Source organism: Actinoplanes octamycinicus, from assembly GCF_014205225.1.
Classification (GTDB): domain Bacteria; phylum Actinomycetota; class Actinomycetes; order Mycobacteriales; family Micromonosporaceae; genus Actinoplanes; species Actinoplanes octamycinicus.
Genome location: NZ_JACHNB010000001.1, coordinates 4,503,939 through 4,520,911, shown reverse-complemented (window position 1 = coordinate 4,520,911; position 16,973 = coordinate 4,503,939). Strand labels below are relative to the sequence as shown.

The window sequence follows — 16,973 nt, the reverse complement described above, 5'->3', positions numbered from 1 at the left end:
GTTGACAACGGGTATCACGCAACTTAGCGTTCGCATATGTCGTCACCCGTGATCGCGGCGCTGCACCGCTACACGCATGTCGAGTCGCCCACCGGCGACTCCCGGGCGCTGGCCGCCCTGGCCGAGATGCTGGAGGCGGACGCGGCCGCGGCCGGTTTCCACACCGCCCGCGAGCCGCACCCGACCGGCGACCACCTGATCTGGACTCTGCGCGCGCGCGACGTCGCGGGAGCGCCACTGCTGTTTCTCAGCCACTACGACACCGTGTGGCCGGTCGGCACCCTGGCCGGGATGCCATGGACGGTGGACGGCGACGCGATCCGCGGCCCGGGTGTCTACGACACGAAGGCCGGCATCGCGGCGCTGCTCGCGGCGGTCGCCGCGGTCGACGGGCCGCACCCGGAACTCCGGGTGATCGTGGTCGCCGACGAGGAGATCGGCTCGCCGACCGCGACCGGCCTGGTCCGGGCCGAGGCCCGGCGGGCGTCCGCGGTGCTCGGCATGGAGCCGCCACATCCGGGCGGCGACCTGAAGACCGGCCGGCGCGGCAGCACCCGGGCCCGGATCGAGGTGACCGGGGTGGAGGCGCACGCCGCGCTCGACCCGGACGCCGGGGCGAACGCGATCGACGAGCTGGTCGACCAGCTGCTGCGGGTCCGTGAGCTCGGCGCCGGCCGGCCGGTGCTGGTCAACACCGGCACCATCGCGGGCGGCGGGCGGACCAACGTGGTGGCCGGGCAGGCGCACGCCGATCTGGGGTTGCGGTTCGCCGACCCGGAGGACGAGCGGGTGGTCCTCGGCGAGCTGGCCGCGCTGCGACCGGTCCGGTCCCGGGCCACGGTCGGCACACGGCTGCTCTCGCACCGGCCCACCTGGCAGCCGGACGCGGCCGGCGACGACCTGCTGGCCCGGATCGCGGCGATCGCCGCCGGGATCGGCCAGACGCTGGGCGGCCACCCGGCCGACGGCGCCGCGGACACCAACACGACCGGCGCGCTCGGCCGCCCGACGGTGGACGGCCTCGCCCCGCACGGCGGCGGCGCGCACGCGCGCACCGAGTGGGTGTCCGCCTCCGGCATCGCGGAGCGGACCATGCTGCTCACCGCTGTGATCACCGGCCTGCACCGGACCGCCCCACGATGCTGATCCCGGCCTGCCCGATCCGCCCCTGATGATCCCGGACCGGTCCACCCGCGACCGGCCCGGGCAGCTCGCCTCCGGAGTGGACACCGTGCTGGTCAACGGCGTGGTCGACGGCGGGGAGCGTGGCGGGCGCGTTGCCCCGTTCGCGAGTTTTCGCGGGTGGTTTCGCCGCCGGCGCAGCCGGGTATCCGGAGGGAGGCCGATGGACCTCCGGGGGTGAATCGATGCTGAACGATTACGAACGGCGCGCCCTGGCCGATCTGGAACGCAGCCTGAAGGGTGATTCCGAGTTCGCCGCCCGGATGGCCGGCCTGGCCGACGTCCCGCCCGCCCCGGCCTTTCCCGCGGTCCCGATCCTGTGCGCACTGCTGTTCATCCTGGTTCCCCTGGTCATGTTGCTGTTCGGCTGGGCGGGCGTGCTGATCGTCCTGGACGTGTTCGCCGCCGCGATCGCCGTCGTGCTGATCCGCCGCCGCAACCACTGATCCAGATCGATCCCCGCCTCTCATCCCCGCGGGGGGATGCCGCGATCACCGGCCACCGGCCACGGTGTCCACCATGGATGACTGCACCTGGGCGGACTGAGATGCGGGGCCAACCGATCTCGGCCGTGCTCGCCGACGTGGACGGCACCCTGGTGAACAACAAGACCGAGCTGACCCCGCGGACCATCGACGCGGTGCACCGGCTGCACGCGCACGGGGTGCTGTTCTGCCTGACCGGCGGGCGACCACCGCGCGGCCTGCGGATGCTGGTCGAGCCGCTGGGCATGGAGTTTCCGATGGCCGCCTTCAACGGCGGGGTGATCGTGCTGCCCGACATGACGGTGGCCGACCAGTGCCCGGTTCCGGTCGACGTCTCACTCCGGGTGATCGACACCTGCCGGGCGCACGGCCTGCTGGTCTGGATCTACACGGCCACCGAGTGGTACGTGACCGACGGGCACGCCCCGCACACCGCCCGGCAGGCCCGCACCCACCGGTTCGATCCGACCGTGGTGGCCGGCTACGACGAGTTCCGGGACCGGATCATCAAGATCGTCGGGGTCAGCGACCACCACGCCCGGGTCGCCGAGGCCGAGGCGGCCGTGCGCAAGGAGTTCGACCCGCTCGTCTCCGCCGCCCGTCCCCAGCCGGACCATCTGGACGTCACCCACCCGGACGCCAACAAGGGGGCGGCCCTGGAGCGACTGTCGCGTTGCTTCGAGGTGCCCGCCGAGCGGATCGCCACCATCGGCGACCGGCTCACCGACGTGCTGATGTTCCGGCGCGGCGGGCTCAGCGTGGCGATGGGCAACGCTCCCGCCGAGGTCCGGCGGCAGGCCGCGTACGTCACCGGCAGCAACGAGGAGGACGGCTTCGCCACCGCGATGGAGCGCTACGTGCTGCCCCGCGCGACGCCCTGGCACTGACCGGTTTCTCATCCGGTTCTCATCCCGGCGTGGTCTGATGGGCCGGCCATGAGCCCACGCATCCTCGTCGTCGACGACCAGCCGAACATCCTCGATCTGCTGGCCACCGTGCTGCGCTTCCACGGCTTCCGGGTGGACACCGCGGCCACCGCCGCCGGGGCGCTCGCCGCCGCCGGCGCCCATCCGCCCGACCTGGTGCTGCTCGACGTGATGCTGCCGGACGGCGACGGGATGGCGGTCTGCCGCCGGCTGCGCGCCGACGGGCTGGACGCCGGGATCATCCTGCTCACCGCCCGGGACGCGCCGGCCGACCAGGTGTCCGGGCTGGCCTACGGCGCGGACGACTACGTGACCAAGCCGTTCGACGTGGAGGTGCTGCTGGCCCGGGTGCGGGCGGTGCTGCGCCGGGCGCCGGCGGCCGACCGGCCGGACCCGGTGTTGCGCTACGCCGACCTGGAGCTGGACCAGGAGACGCTGCGGGTCCGCCGCGGTGACGCCGAGGTGGCGCTCTCCCCCACCGAGCTGCGGCTGCTCCGGTATTTCCTGAGCAATCCCGGGCGGGTGCTGTCCCGGGCGCAGATCCTGGCCGCGGTCTGGGAGTTCGACAGCCCGGCCGTCTCCAACGTGGTCGACACCTACGTCGGCTATCTGCGCCGCAAGCTGGACCGGCACGGCCCGCCGCTGATCGTCACGCACCGCGGTTTCGGCTACGCCCTGCGCGCCGCGGCATGAACCGCCGGACCCTCCGGTTCTCCCTGGTCACGTCGATGGTGGCGCTGGCCGCGGCCGGGCTGCTGGTGACCTGCGGGACGGCTGCCGTGGCGCTCCGGTCGTACCTGCTGGAGCGCACCGACGAGCAGCTGGCCGCGGCGGCCGTGCTGGTCCGGCAGCGGGCCGCGACGCTCACCCCGGAGGGCCCGGAGCTGCGCTCGGTGGTGTCGGTGACCGAGTACCTGATCGAGTACCGGCGCGCCGACGGCGGCACGATCCGGTTCGAGAGCGGCAGCCCGCTCCCGGCCGACCCGCTGCTGGACCGCGCCGACCCGGCGGCGACCCGGACGCAGACGGTGACCGGCACCTCCGGCGAGCGCTACCGGGCGATCGTCGTGCCGGTCGCCGGCGACGCCCGGGTGCTGGTCGGGCTGCCGCTCGCGCCGATCCGCAACACGCTGGTCCGGTTCACGGCGATCGCGGCGCTGACCGGGGCGGTGGTCCTGCTGCTGCTCACCCTGCTGGCCCGCTGGCTGGTGGCGCGGCGGCTGCGCCCGCTGGACGAGATCGGCGCGGCCGCCACCGCGATCGCCGCCGGCGACCTGGACCGCCGGGCCGGCGCGCCGCCGCCGGGCAGCGCGGCGGCGCGCACCGAGGTGGGGCGGCTGGCCACCGCGGTCGACCGGATGCTGACCCGGATCCAGGCGGCGATGACCGCGCGGGAGCGGTCCGAGCAGCGGATGCGGGCGTTCGTCGCGGACGCCTCGCACGAGCTGCGCACCCCGGTCACCTCGATCAGCGGCTACCTGCAGCTGATCCGGACCGGCGTGATCGATCTCGGCCGCCGCCCGGACGTGCTGCGGCGCATCGAGGAGGAGGCCGGCCGGATCGGCGCCCTGGTCGGCGACCTGCTCTACCTGGCCCGGCTGGACGCCGGCCCGCCCGCCCGCCGGGTGCCGGTGGACCTGGCCGCGCTGATCAGGGACGCGGTCGCGGACGCCCGCGCGGTGGAGCCGGACCGCCCGCTGACCGCGTCGGTCCCGGAGACGCTGACCGTGACCGGCGACCCGGACACCCTGCGGCAGGTGCTCGCCAATCTGCTCGGCAACGTGCGGGCGCACACCCCGCCGGGCACGCCGGCGCGGGTCAGCGCGGTGCTGTCCGGGGACCGGGTGCGGGTCGCCACCCGCGACGAGGGGCCGGGCATGACGGCGGCGGAGGCGGCGCACGCCTTCGAGCGGTTCTGGCGGGCCGAGGGGTCGCGCGCCCGCTCGGACGGCGCCGGCCTGGGCCTGGCCATCGTCGCCGAGGCGGTCCGCGCGCACCACGGCGAGACCGGCGTCGAGACGGCTCCCGGCCGGGGCGCCACGGTCTGGTTCGAGCTGCCGCGTTCTTAGAGCACTCTCATCCGGCTCGCAGATCGGCGTCACGATCGCCTGGTGCGATGGCCCGGTGCGAAAGACATGGATCATTGCCGGGGCGGTGGCGGGCGGCCTGCTGACCGCGGCGATCGCCGGGGACCGCTGGGCCGCCGGGAGCGCCGCCGACCGGCTCGCCGACCGCCTGCGCTGCGCGGGCGGACTGGCCCAGCGGCCGGAGGTTACCGTCGGCGGCATGCCGTTCCTGACCCAGCTGGCCCGGGGCCGCTTCGACGACGTGCGGGTCGAGGCCGCCGCGGTCGAGGTGGGCCGCTTCCACGCCGGGGTGGCCGCGCGGGCGCGGCAGGTGCGCACGGCCGCCGGGTCGGTCCGGGCCGCTTCGCTCACGGTCGAGGCCACTTTCCGGTACGCCGAGCTGACCGCCCCGGATGACGTGCCCGGCCGCGCCCCCGGCGAGTTCGGTTACGACGGCGCGGGGCGGTTGCGGCTGGCCACCACGGCGCCGGTGCTCGGGCGGGAGGTCCCGGTCGTCGTGCACGCGGCCCCGGAGCTCACCGGGCCGGACCTGGTGGTGCGGCCGGTCGAGGTGGAGGTCCCGGCGATCGGGATCCGGATCCCGGCCGACCGGCTCGGCGACCGGGCGAGGCCACGCGTGATCGGGCTGCCCGCGCTGCCGGCCGGGCTGGCCTACCAGGGCGTGACGGCGACCCCGGACGGCCTGCGGATCACCGCGGGCGGCGCTGACATCGGCGTCCCCGGCGGCCGCGGCGGCGAGGGCGGCCGCGGCTGCGGGAGGGACGCGACATGAGCGCGGCGGACGAGGGAGGGCGCGGCTGCGGGAGGGACGCCGGATGAGCGCGGACGACGAGGGCGGGCGGAACTGCGGGAGGGACGCCGGATGAGCGCGGCGGACGAGGGCGGCCGGACCCATCGGGTGTTCGCCGGGATCGGGCGGGCGGCGGTGCGGCGGCCGTGGTGGATGATCGTGGGATGGCTGCTCGCGACGGTCGCGGTGGCCGGGCTGGTGGCCGGCTTCGGACGGCCGGTGGACGACGACACCCGGCTGCCCGGCAGCGACGGGCAGCGCGGGCGGGACCTGATCCAGCAGCACTTCCCGGGCGGGGACGGGGCGAGCGGCACGGTGGTGCTGCGCTCGGCGGACGGGCGGCTGGACGGGGCGTCGTACCGGAAAGCGGTGGATCTGACCGTGCGCGGGATCGCGGACCTGGACCACGTGGTGTCGGTGGCGGCGCCGGGCGCCGATCGTGGGTCGCTCAGCGGCGACGGACGCACCGGCTACCTCGCGGTGCAGTTCGACGTGGGGCCGCGCGACGTCGGCGACGGGCTGATCGACGCGGTGCTGGCGGCGACCCGGCCGGCGGCGGACGCGGGCCTGGAGGTGCTGCCCGCCGGGGTGCTGGCCCCGGCCGAGACCAGCACCCGCAGCAGCGAGGCGATCGGGCTCGGGGTGGCGCTGGTGGTCCTGGTGATCGCCTTCGGCGGGCTGGTGGCGGCCGGGCTGCCACTGGTCGCGGCGCTGATCACGCTGGTCTGCGGGATCGGCGCGATCGGGCTGGCCGGGCACCTGACCGCGGTGCCCGGGGTGGCCACCACGATCGCCACGATGATCGGGCTCGGGGTCGGCATCGACTACGCGCTGTTCCTGATCACCCGCTACCGCGGGCTGGTGGAGCGCGGCGCGGAACGGGAGCCGGCGATCGTGGCGACGGTGGCCTCGTCGGGCAGCGCGGTGGCCTTCGCCGGTGGGACGGTGATCGTGGCGCTGGCCGGGCTGGCCGTCTCCGGGGTCCCGATCCTCGGCACGCTGGGCTGGACGGCCGGGCTGATCGTGCTGGTCGCGGTGGGTGCGGCGGTGACCCTGGTGCCGGCCTCGCTGGCCGTGCTCGGGCCGCGGATCGACGCGCTGCCGGTCCGCCGCCGCACCTCGGCGCGCGGCTCCGGGTGGGGCCGGCTGGCCGGGCGGGTCACCCGGCGCCCCTGGTGGTACGCGAGCGGCGCGGCCCTGGTCCTGGTGGTGCTGGCGCTCCCGGCGACCCGGTTGACGCTCGGGCAGACCGATCCGGGCGACTGGCCGGCCGGCAGCCCGGCCCGGACCGGGTACGAGGTGCTCGGCAGCACCTTCGGCCCGGGGATCAACGGCTCGCTGACCGTGCTGGCCGAGCTGGGGGCCGGGGCCGACGTCGCCGGGCTGGAGGCCGCGGTCCGGGCGGTCCCGGGGGTCGCGGCGACGCAGCCGGCCCGGATCTCCCCGGACGGGCGGCTCGCGATGATCCGGGTGACGCCGGACAGCGCGCCCCGGGATCCGCGCACGGTGGCGACCGCGGACGCGCTCCGGGCGGTCCACGGCGCCGGGCTGACCGTGCACGTGACCGGGCAGGTCGCGGTCCGGGCCGAACTCGCCGACCGGATCGCGCAGCGGATGCCGGCGGTGATCGGGCTGGTCGTGCTGCTCGCCGCGGTCCTGGTGTTCCTGGCCTTCCGGGCGCCGGTCGTCGCGGTCAAGGCGGCGGTGATGAACCTGTTCTCGGTCGCCGCCGCCTACGGCGTGCTGACCGCGGTCTTCCAGTGGGGCTGGGGGGCGACCCTGCTCGGGCTGGACGGGCCGGTGCCGATCGAGTCGTACGTGCCGATGCTGCTGTTCGCGCTGCTCTTCGGCCTGTCCATGGACTACGAGGTGTTCCTGCTGACAGCGGTCCGCGAGTCCTGGCTGGCCACCGGCGACAACGCCCGCTCGGTGCGGGACGGCCTGTCCGGCACCGGCGTGGTGATCACCTCGGCGGCGCTGATCATGGTGTGCGTGTTCGCCGGGTTCGTGCTGAGCCCGAGCCCGGTGGTGAAGATGATGGGCGTCGGCCTCGCGGTGGCCGTCGCGATCGACGCCACGGTGATCCGCGGCCTGCTGGTGCCGGCCACCATGGTGCTGCTCGGCCGGGCGAACTGGTGGACCCCCGGTTCCGGGCGGCGCCGCCCGGGTTCGACAGCCGATCCACAGGAAGTGACAGGCCGACAGCAGGTCAGCTGGCGGTGATCGCGGTGGCCGAGATGATGCCCTCGCTGTCCGCGACGCCCTGGACCGTCACCTTCAGGCCGGCGACCAGCTCGGCGACGGTGGCCGAGGTGGTCTTGCTGACCGTGGTGGTGTCCGTGGTGCGGACCGTGACGGTCTCCCCCGCCGCGGTCTGCACGTAGAGGATGCCGCCGTCCACCTTGCTCACCGTGCCGGACGTGCCGCTGCCCGGCCGGGCCTGGTCCGGGCCGGCCGCCCCGCTGGGCATGCCCGCCCCGCCGGGGAAGCCGCCACCGGCGGGCGTGCCGGACGAGGCGGTGGCGGTGGTCGAGGCCGACCCCCACTGCTTGTGCACCTGCACCCCGCCCAGGAAGCCGCCGACCAGCAGCACCAGCCCGGCCAGCACCAGCGTCGTCCGGTTCCACCAGCGTTTCGGCGCGGCGTGCGCGATCGCGCTGGTCAGGTCCTCGTGCTCGGTCTCGGTCGGGGTGCGCGGCAGGACATCCGTGTCGTCGTTCATAGCTTCCTCACTCGTAGCGCAACGCGTCGATCGGCCGCAGCCGGGCCGCCCGGGCCGCCGGCAGGCCGCCGAAGAAGAGTCCGATCAGCACCGAGACGCCGAGGGCGAGCGCCACCGAGCTGGGCACGATCACCGGCTGCACGCCGACGATCGGGAATCTGCTGCCGATCAGCGCGGCGGCCACGCCGAGACCGCCGCCGATCACGCTGAGCAGGGTCGCCTCGATCAGGAACTGGCTGAGCACCACCCGGCGGGGCGCGCCGAGCGCCTTGCGGATGCCGATCTCCCGGGTCCGCTCGGTGACCGTGACCAGCATGATGTTGGTGATCCCGATGCCGCCGACCAGCAGGCTGATCGCGGCCACCGCGCCGAGCAGCGCGGTGAACGTGTCCGCCGTCTCGGTCTGCGTCTCCAGCAGCTGGGAGGCGTTCTGGATCCGGTACGCGGCCGTCCCGTCGCTGCCCGCCGGCACCTTCCGGTCCAGGATGGTGGCGATCTCGCCCTCCACCGTGTCCACCTCGTCGGAGTTCCGCGCCTCGACCAGGATCGAGCTGAGCGCGCCGTACCCGGCGAGCACCTGGCGGACCGCGGCGATCGGCGCGACCGCGGTGTCGTTCGCGTCGCTGAAACCGCTGGAGCTCTTCTCGTCCAGCACCCCGACGACGGTGAACAGCGCGCCGCCCACGGTGACCTGCCGGCCGACCGGGTCCACCCCGGAGAACAACTCCTCGGCCACGGTCTGCCCGATCACCACCACCCGGCGGGCCTGCGCCTCGTCGTCGGCGGTGAACAGCGCACCGGTCTTGACCGGGAAGTTGGAGGCGCCGAACCAGTCCGGCGTGGTGCCGACGAACGAGCTGACGTCGTGGTCACCGCCCTCGTAGGTGACCGTGGCCGAGGTGCTGACCACCGGTGACACGGACTTCACGTGCGGGGCGAGGACCGGGTCGTCCAGCGCGTCGGCGACCTTGACGGTGAGGCCGCCGGAGCTGCCGCTCCCCCGGCTGGTGCTCATCACGGTCAGCGTGTTGGTGCCGAGCGCGGAGATCCGGTCGGCGATCGCCCGGGCCGACCCGTTGCCGACCGCGACCAGCAGGATCACCGCGGCCACGCCGATCAGGATGCCGAGCATGGTGAGCGCCGAGCGCAGTTTGTTGGCGGACAGCCCACGCAGGGCGAACCTGACGATCTCAGCAGCGTTCATGCCGCCGCCTCCGCTTCGCTCCGGCGCCGTCCCGGCGGGATCACCGCGCCCATCGATTCACTCGCGAGCGCGCTCATGCGGCGTGCCGCCCCGCGTGCTCCTGCCGCAGGTCCGCGGTGACCCGGCCGTCGAACAGCTTGATCAGCCGGTCGGCCCGGGCGGCCACCTCGTCCTCATGGGTGATCAGCACGATCGTGCGACCGGCCGCGTGAAGGTCGTCGAACACCTGCAGCACCTCTTCGGTGGCGTGACTGTCCAGGTTGCCGGTCGGCTCGTCGGCGAGCAGCAGGGCCGGCTCGGTGACCAGCGCCCGGGCCACCGCGACCCGCTGCTGCTGACCGCCGGAGAGCTGGTTCGGCTCGTGCTCGGCCCGGTCGGCCAGGCCGACCACGTCGAGGGCGAACATGGCGCGCCGCCGGCGCTCGGCGGCGCGCATCCCGGAGTACGCCAGCGGCAGCTCCACGTTGGCCACCGCCGACGTCCGCGGGATCAGGTTGAACGCCTGGAAGACGAACCCGATCAGCCGGTTCCGGACCAGCGCGAGCTGGCCGTCGGTGAGCCGGCTGACGTCCACCCCGTCGAGCAGGTAACGCCCGCTGGTCGGGACGTCCAGGCAGCCGATGATGTTCATCAGGGTGGACTTGCCGGACCCGGACGATCCCATGATCGCCACGTAGTCACCGCGGGCCACCCGCAGCGACACGCCGTCGAGGGCGCGCACCGCGGTCTCGCCCGCGCCGTACACCTTGGTCAGGTCACGGACGTCCAGGACCGGCCGGGTCATCGCTCAGCGACCTCCGGGCGGGGCGCCGCCACCGCCGGTGAACCCGCCACCGCCGGCGCCGAAGCCGCTCCGCGAGTTCGCGGTGCCGCTGCCGGTGGTGCTGCTGGTCGGGACCACCACCTTCTCCCCGGCGGCCAGGCCGGAGGTGATCTGGTAGGCGTCGTCGCCCTCCAGGCCGACCTGGACCTGCCGGACCTCCTGCTGACCGGTGCCGCCGAGCACGGTGACGGTGGACCGCCGCCCGCTCACCGTGACCGCCGCCGAGTTCACCATCGTCGCGTTCTCCACGCTGCCGGTGACCACCGCGACGCTGACCGTCTGACCGGGCTTGGCGCCGTCCGGCGGGTTCGGCAGGCTGATCGTCACGCCGTAGGTGACCACGCCGTTGCTGGTGGTCGCGGTCGGGTCGACGGCCAGCACCTTGCCGGTGGTCTCGGCGTTCTCCAGCGCGTTCCAGGTGATGGTGGCCGACTGGCCGGCCTTGAGCGAGGTGGCGTCGGCCTCCGAGAAGGCCGCGGTGATCTGCAGCTTGCTCAGGTCGGCCAGGTCGATGAAGCCGCCGCTTCCGGTGCTCGCCGACGACGACGAGGCGGAGCCGCCCGCGCCGCCGGTCGAGGAGCTGCCGGACCCGCTCGACGAGCCGCCCAGCGAGCCGTTGACCGCGGTGACCGTGCCGGCCATCGGAGCGGTCAGCTTGGCGCCGGCCACGGTGGCCTTGGCGTCGGCCACCGCCAGGGTGGCCGAGGTGACCTCGTTCTCCGCGGTGGTGGTGTCGGTGCCGGCGGCCTCCGCCCGGTCCAGGGCGTCGTTGGCCGCGTCCAGGTTGGCCTGGGCCAGCGCCAGCTCGCGCTCGGCGTCGGTCGGGTCGACCGCGGCCAGCTGCTGACCCTTGCTCACCTTGTCGCCGACCTTGACCTGGATGCTGGTGACCGTGCCGGCCGTGGTGAAGGTGGCGGCGGCGGTCGAGGCGCTCTCCACCGTTCCGTCCGCGCTGACCGTCCTGGTGACCGTGCCCTGCGAGACGGTGACGGTACGGATGTCCGTGGCCTTCGCCGAGTTGCCGGACGAGGTGCTGCGGATCAGGTTGACGCCCCAGATCGCGGCGCCGACGATCAGTAATGCCAGCAGGGCGTTGATCGCCGTGCTGGGCCTGCGAAGGGCTTTCACGATGTCATCATGTCCGCTACGGCCGGTTCGTGGTGGCGTGTTCGCCGGTATTCCCGATCACCAGGAACGTACGACCCGCTCGCCCGCGGCGAGTCCGCCGGTCACCTCGGTGTACTGGTCACCGCGCAGCCCGACGGTGACCGTACGCTGGGCGTTCGTGCCACCGGCGCGGACCAGCACGGTGCCCGAGCCGCCGGAGACGTCGTGCACCGCGGTGGACGGGACGCGCAGCACGTCCGTGGCCTCGCCGACCCGGACGGTGACCTGTGCCGACTGGCCGACCAGCAGGTCGCTGGGCGGGGCGGCGAAGGAGAGCACCGCGCCGTACCGGACCAGGGTGCCGTCCGAGGTGCCGACCGGGTCGACCTGCACCACGGTGGCCGTCAGGGCGTCGTCGTGGTCGGCCAGGGTGACCGTGCCGGTCTGGCCCACCCGCAGCGCGCCGGCGTCCGCCTCCGGGAAGTCCGCCCGCACCTGCATGGTGTAGGTGTCGGCCAGCGTCACGAAGGTCTTCCCGCTGCTCACCGTGTCGCCGACGCTGCCCGCGACGGCGACCACGGTGCCGGCGATCGGCGCCTTGATCACCGTGCCGCTCAGCGCGGCCTTCGCCTCGGCGACCGCCCGGGTGGCCCGGTTGACCGTCTGCCGCGCGTTGAGGATCGGGTCGTTGCCGGTATCCGGGTAGCCGCGGGTCGGACAGGCCGCCGCGGCGGCCCCCTCAGCCTCGGCCGCCTCGACCTCGGCCGCAGCGCCTCCTTCGGCCGCTGCCCCGTCGGCCTCCGCTGCCCCGGCCGCTGCCCCCTCGGCCTCCGCTCCCCCGACCGCGGCGGCCTCGACCGGCAGCGCGCCGGCCACGGTCAGGTGCCCGGTGCCGGAGGTGGCGCACGCGGTCGCCGACGCGGTGACCGAGGCGGCCCTGGTCTGGGCGTCGCCCAGCCGGTCCTCGGCGTCGCTGAGTGTCTCCTCGGCGCTGGCCACGTCGCCGGCCGCGTCGGTGTCGTCGACGGTCGCCAGGGTCTGCCCGGCCGCGACCTTGGTGCCGGCCCGCACCCTGATCTCCTCGACCGTGCCGGCGACCGCGAAGGAGAGCTCCCGGGTGGTGGCCGGCTCCACCGTGCCGATGGTGGCCACGTCCAGGGTGACGGCGCCCTTGGCGGCGGCGACCGCGACCACCTCACTGGAGCGCTGCGTCTCCTGCCGGTGGTGCAGCACCGCGACGGTGACGCCGGCGCCCAGACCGGCCACGACGATCGCGGCACCTATCCACCTAATGCGGCGTTTAGACCGTTTTTGCCCCGTCAGCTTGCTCATGATCCTAGATTGTGGCTGTTCACGTACCCGGACGGACCCGAATCCCAGGAGCACTCCTTGCTGAAGACCACGCCCGCGCGCCGGGCAGCCGTCGCCGTGACCGCCCTGGCCGCGGCCCTGCTGATGGCGGCGTGCGGCGACTCGTCCGCCTCCGACGACAACGGCGCCGGCACCGCCCCGGCGGACTCCGGCGCCTCCCCGTCGGCCTGCCCGGCGCCCGGCGGCGTGGCACTGCCCTCCGGGATGGCACCGTCCGGGACGGCGCCGGGTGGCACGACCCCGGGCGGCGACCCCGACGGCATGACTCCGGGCGAGGACTGCGCGGGCGCGCCGCCGGCCGGTTCCGGTGGCGGCGCCGCGCTCTACCCGGACGCCGACCCGAGCAACTTCACCCCGCGCGGCACCAACCTGCACGGCGCCTCCTCCGGAAGCCCGTCCGGCGCGCCCGGCGACGTGCTCCCGCCGTCCGCCTCGGCACCGAGTGAATGACAAGATCTTTTGAGTACGCCGGAAGCCGGCCCGCCGTCCACCGAAGCTTTGAGTACGCCGGAAACCGGCCCGCCGCCCGCCGAAGCTTTGACTACGCCGGAAGCCGGCCCGCCGTCCACCGGAGCGCAGTTGCGCGGCCGGTTGCGCCGGCACAACCGGGCGCTGGCCGAGCTGACCGCCACCAAGACCGAACTGGTCAGCGCGCTGCTGCACGAGCTGCGCACGCCCCTGGCTTCGGCGCTGGCGATGCTCGGCATGCTGCCCGAGCGCACCGGTGACCCGCTGCTCGACGAGGCGCTGCCGGCGATCGCCCGCAACGTGCGCCGGATCGACGAGGTGACCGCGGAGATCGCCACGATCAGCGGCATCGAGAACGGGACGGTTCCGCTCACCCGCGCCCGCTTCGACCTGGCCGGCCTGCTCGCCGAGACGACCGGCGCGGCGGTCATCCCGGCGGTCCCGCCGGCCTCACCGTCCGCTTCCGCTACCACGCCGGCCTCCCCGGCGCCGCCGTCCACCACCGCGGCTCCTCGGAAACCTTTCCCACCGCGGCGGGAAGGTCGGTCCTCGGTGACCGGGAGCGGCTGGGCCAGGTGTTCACGCGACTGGTCGCCGCGGTGCGCGCGATGGGCGGCACCGGCACGGTCCAGGCCGAGGACGCCGCGGGCGAGTGGCGGATCTCCCTCCCGCTGCCCGCGAAGCAGGCCACCGACCAGCTCTTCACCGCCGGCGGCAACGCCATGGCGCTGATGTTCGCGCGGGCGGTGGTGGGCCGGCACGGCGGGAGCGTGGGCGTGCGGAGTGCGGGCGGGACGGCGTACCTCGAAGTGGTCCTCCCGAAGGAAGCGGACCGCTAGCTCACAGCGGCGCGGTCAACGCCTCCACCCGGGTCAGCAGGTCCTGCGCGGTGAACGGCTTGACCAGGTAGTCGTCGGCTCCGGCGTCGAACCCGGAGGCCACGTCGAGCCACTGGCCACGCCCGGTGAGCAGGATGATCGGGATGTCCGCGGTCTCCGCGTCGCCGCGCAGCGCCCGGCACACCTCGAGCCCGGTCATGTCCGGCATCGTCACGTCCAGCACCGCGAGGTCCGGCACGTGCTCGTGCGCGGCCCGCAGCCCGTCCCGCCCGCTGCAGAAGGTCGCCACCTCGAGCCCGCCGGACCGCAGCACCGTCTCGACGATCTCCAGCACGGTCGGATCGTCGTCGACCACCAGAACGGAAGTCACACCACTTACAGTAAGTCGCATGGCGACGCAGGGTGAGCGGATCGCTGACCGGCGGCTGACCCGGTGGACCGTCGGCCGGATGCTGTCGGCCGGTTTCCTGCTCGCGCTGCTCGCCCTCGCCGTGGTCGGGACCAGCGCGTACGTCCGGATCGGCGACCTGATGCGCGGTCAGCAGCCGCTGCACCACTCGCACCAGCTGCTCGGCCAGCTCGGCGGGCTCGGTGACGCGATCGAAGGCCTGTCCCGGGTGGTCCGCAACTATCAGGCACCGGCCGACCCGCACTGGCAGCCGGCCTTCCGGGACAGCGTGCGCAACGTCGAGATCCGGATCGAGGAGCTGCGCCGGGAAGCCGCCGGCGACCCGGCCTACCAGCGGTACCTGAACCAGCTGCAGCCGATGATCGAGCAGCGGATCGCCGCGGTCGAGCGGGCCGCGGCGAGCGGCGCGGCGACCGCCAGCGGCGGCGACATGGACCCGGTCACCGACCTGGTCCGGGAGATGCACGTGCACGAGGAGGCCCGGCTGGCGGCCCGGATCGACGCGAACGACGCCAGCGCCGAACGGACCCGCCAGCTGATCATCTGGGTGTCGGTGGCCACCGCCGCGCTGGTCGCGCTCGGCGCCCGCTGGCTGACCCAGCGGATCACCGCGCCGGCCCGGCAGGTGACCGCCGCCGCGCAGCGGGTCCTGGAGGGTGACCTGAGCCGGCGGGCCGAGGTGACCGGGCCGCAGGAGCTGGCCCGGATGGCGCAGGCGGTGAACGCCTCGATGACCGCGATGGTCACCGCGCACGACGAGGCGGTGGCGGCGACCGCGGCCAAGTCGGCGTTCCTGGCGACGATGAGCCACGAGATCCGCACCCCGATGAACGCGGTGATCGGGATGACCGGCCTGCTGCTGGACACCGACCTCGACCCGCGGCAGCGGGAGCTGGTGGAGACGGTGCACGCCAGCGGCGGCTCGCTCCTGGTGATCATCAACGACGTGCTGGACTTCTCCAAGATCGAGGCGGGTGAGCTGAGCCTCGACGAGCGGCCGTTCGAGCTGCGGTCCTGTGTGCAGCAGGCGATGAGCCTGGTGGCGCTGACCGCGGACGCCAAGCGGCTGCACCTGTCCAGCCATCTCGCGCCGGACTGCCCGGAGGTGGTCACCGGGGACGCCGCCCGGCTCCGGCAGATCCTGGTCAACCTGCTCGGCAACGCGGTCAAGTTCACCGAGCACGGCGCGGTCACCGTGCACGTCACGGCGGACCCGCCGGGCCCGGTGGTCCGGATCGCCGTCCGGGACACCGGGATCGGCATCCCGGCCGACCGGCTGGACCGGTTGTTCCGGCCGTTCTCGCAGGTGGACGCGTCGATCGCGCGCACCTACGAGGGGACCGGGCTGGGCCTGGCGATCAGCCAGCGGCTGGCCGAGGCGATGGGCGGCGGGATCACCGTGGACAGCCAGCCCGGGCAGGGCTCGACGTTCACCGTCACGGTGCTGCTGCCCCCGGCCACCCGGCCGGTCCCGGCCCCGGCGCCGGCGCCGCCGGTCGCGGCCGGCGCCGCCCGGTCGCTGCACGTCCTGGTCGCCGAGGACAACCCGGTCAACCAGCGGGTCGCCGAGCTGCTGCTGGAACGCCGCGGCCACCGGGTGGAGATCGTCGCGGACGGCGCGGCGGCGGTCGCCGCGATGCGCCGCCGGCCCTACGACCTGGTCCTGATGGACGTGCAGATGCCGGTCCTGGACGGGCTGGCCGCCACCGAGCGGATCCGCGCCGACCCGCCGCCGCACGGGGCGCCGCGGATCGTCGCCCTCACCGCCAACGCCATGGTCGACGACCAGGCGGCCAGCTTGCGCGCCGGGATGGACGGTTTCCTGGCCAAGCCGATCCACGAGGCCGAGCTGGACGCCGTCCTGACCGCCGCCTCCGCCGCCACCGCGGCCTCCCCACCGGCGCCGGTCGCCACTGCTTCGGCCGCAGCTTCCGAGGCGGGAGCCGCCGCGCTCCCGGCCGCCGCGCCCACCCCCGAGCCTGAAGCCGCCGCTCTCCCGGCCGCCGCGCCGGACTCGCAGCCGGAACCCATCCGGCCGTCCGATGTGGCCCGCGCCGGCCTGGCCGCCGACGCCGCCCGAGCCGCCGCGGCCGCCGGCGCCATGCTGGTCCGGGTCACCGCGCCCGGCGGGCCGGCCGCAGCCGACAGCATCCGTGCCTGCGTGCGCGGCCTGGCCGGCAGCACCGGCGACCAGGCGAGGCTGGCCGAGATTCTGCACAACTACGCGGAGCGCCTGCCGGGCGTCCTGGACCGGATGGACCGGGCCGCCGCCGCCGGCGACACCCGCAACCTGGTCCGCCTCGCCCACGGCCTGAAGGGCTCCTCGGCCACTCTCGGCGCCAACCACCTGGCCGCCCTCTGCGCCGACCTGGAGGGCCGCGCCCATCAGCAGGACCCGGCCCACTCCGCCGACCTGCTGCGCGACCTGCACTCCCAGGCTCGCGAGGTGGCCGCGGTGATGACCACCCTCTCCGCCGAGTTGTCCGCCGCCGCCTGAGAGCCCGCGAGGAGCAGGCCGCCGGAGGAACCGCCCGGACGAGGCCGCGGGGAGGCCGCCTCG

16 protein-coding genes are annotated in these 16,973 nt (G+C 74.7%); 10 read left to right on the top strand and 6 right to left on the bottom strand.

Features of this window, described 5'->3' with window-relative positions:
* The first annotated feature begins 36 nt into the window (after nucleotides 1–36).
* From BJY16_RS19805 to BJY16_RS19775, 7 genes are all read left to right on the top strand, one after another.
* Entirely contained in the window at nucleotides 37–1,146 is a 1,110-nt protein-coding gene (locus BJY16_RS19805) for a M20/M25/M40 family metallo-hydrolase (protein ID WP_185041079.1), read from the top strand.
* Between the two features lie 221 nt (nucleotides 1,147–1,367).
* Nucleotides 1,368–1,628 carry a DUF3040 domain-containing protein gene (locus BJY16_RS19800; RefSeq protein WP_185041078.1) on the top strand — a complete coding sequence of 87 codons (261 nt, stop codon included), beginning with the start codon at nucleotides 1,368–1,370 and terminating at the stop codon, nucleotides 1,626–1,628.
* Between the two features lie 101 nt (nucleotides 1,629–1,729).
* Nucleotides 1,730–2,554, top strand: a complete 825-nt coding sequence (locus BJY16_RS19795; protein WP_185041077.1) for a Cof-type HAD-IIB family hydrolase — start codon at nucleotides 1,730–1,732, stop codon at nucleotides 2,552–2,554.
* A 48-nt stretch (nucleotides 2,555–2,602) separates the two neighbouring features.
* On the top strand, nucleotides 2,603–3,286 hold the full coding sequence (locus tag BJY16_RS19790) for a response regulator transcription factor (protein ID WP_185041075.1): 684 nt from the start codon (nucleotides 2,603–2,605) through the stop codon (nucleotides 3,284–3,286).
* Nucleotides 3,283–4,662: a sensor histidine kinase gene (locus BJY16_RS19785; RefSeq protein ID WP_185041073.1), complete on the top strand. Its 1,380-nt coding sequence runs from the start codon at nucleotides 3,283–3,285 to the stop codon at nucleotides 4,660–4,662. Before BJY16_RS19790 ends, BJY16_RS19785 begins: the two co-directional genes overlap by 4 nt.
* 55 nt (nucleotides 4,663–4,717) lie before the next feature.
* Nucleotides 4,718–5,452 carry an LmeA family phospholipid-binding protein gene (locus BJY16_RS19780; RefSeq protein WP_185041071.1) on the top strand — a complete coding sequence of 245 codons (735 nt, stop codon included), beginning with the start codon at nucleotides 4,718–4,720 and terminating at the stop codon, nucleotides 5,450–5,452.
* Between the two features lie 90 nt (nucleotides 5,453–5,542).
* Nucleotides 5,543–7,693 carry an MMPL family transporter gene (locus tag BJY16_RS19775; RefSeq protein WP_185041069.1) on the top strand — a complete coding sequence of 717 codons (2,151 nt, stop codon included), beginning with the start codon at nucleotides 5,543–5,545 and terminating at the stop codon, nucleotides 7,691–7,693.
* Here BJY16_RS19775 and BJY16_RS19770 read toward each other — a convergent pair.
* From BJY16_RS19770 to BJY16_RS19750, 5 genes are all read right to left on the bottom strand, one after another.
* Nucleotides 7,680–8,192 carry a hypothetical protein gene (locus BJY16_RS19770; protein WP_185041067.1) on the bottom strand — a complete coding sequence of 171 codons (513 nt, stop codon included), beginning with the start codon at nucleotides 8,190–8,192 and terminating at the stop codon, nucleotides 7,680–7,682. The genes BJY16_RS19775 and BJY16_RS19770 overlap by 14 nt on opposite strands.
* Before the next feature lie 7 nt (nucleotides 8,193–8,199).
* On the bottom strand, nucleotides 8,200–9,396 hold the full coding sequence (locus BJY16_RS19765) for an ABC transporter permease (protein ID WP_185041065.1): 1,197 nt from the start codon (nucleotides 9,394–9,396) through the stop codon (nucleotides 8,200–8,202).
* 73 nt (nucleotides 9,397–9,469) lie between these two features.
* Nucleotides 9,470–10,180 (bottom strand): ABC transporter ATP-binding protein, encoded by a 711-nt coding sequence (locus BJY16_RS19760; protein ID WP_185041064.1) that lies wholly within the window; start codon nucleotides 10,178–10,180, stop codon nucleotides 9,470–9,472.
* Between the two features lie 3 nt (nucleotides 10,181–10,183).
* Nucleotides 10,184–11,347: an efflux RND transporter periplasmic adaptor subunit gene (locus BJY16_RS19755; RefSeq protein WP_185041062.1), complete on the bottom strand. Its 1,164-nt coding sequence runs from the start codon at nucleotides 11,345–11,347 to the stop codon at nucleotides 10,184–10,186.
* Nucleotides 11,348–11,404: 57 nt separating this feature from the next.
* On the bottom strand, nucleotides 11,405–12,592 hold the full coding sequence (locus tag BJY16_RS19750; RefSeq protein ID WP_239177561.1) for an efflux RND transporter periplasmic adaptor subunit: 1,188 nt from the start codon (nucleotides 12,590–12,592) through the stop codon (nucleotides 11,405–11,407).
* Nucleotides 12,593–12,715: 123 nt separating this feature from the next.
* Here BJY16_RS19750 and BJY16_RS19745 point away from each other — a divergent pair, with 123 nt between their 5' ends.
* Nucleotides 12,716–13,147 carry a hypothetical protein gene (locus tag BJY16_RS19745; RefSeq protein WP_185041059.1) on the top strand — a complete coding sequence of 144 codons (432 nt, stop codon included), beginning with the start codon at nucleotides 12,716–12,718 and terminating at the stop codon, nucleotides 13,145–13,147.
* An 87-nt stretch (nucleotides 13,148–13,234) separates the two neighbouring features.
* Entirely contained in the window at nucleotides 13,235–13,897 is a 663-nt protein-coding gene (locus BJY16_RS47240) for a sensor histidine kinase (RefSeq protein ID WP_239177560.1), read from the top strand.
* Between the two features lie 108 nt (nucleotides 13,898–14,005).
* Here the strand turns inward: BJY16_RS47240 and BJY16_RS19735 are convergent, their stop codons facing one another.
* On the bottom strand, nucleotides 14,006–14,374 hold the full coding sequence (locus tag BJY16_RS19735; RefSeq protein WP_185041057.1) for a response regulator transcription factor: 369 nt from the start codon (nucleotides 14,372–14,374) through the stop codon (nucleotides 14,006–14,008).
* A 19-nt stretch (nucleotides 14,375–14,393) separates the two neighbouring features.
* Here BJY16_RS19735 and BJY16_RS19730 point away from each other — a divergent pair, with 19 nt between their 5' ends.
* A complete protein-coding gene (locus BJY16_RS19730) occupies nucleotides 14,394–16,910 on the top strand; it encodes an ATP-binding protein (protein ID WP_185041055.1) in 2,517 nt (838 codons plus the stop codon).
* Nucleotides 16,911–16,973: the final 63 nt, after the last annotated feature.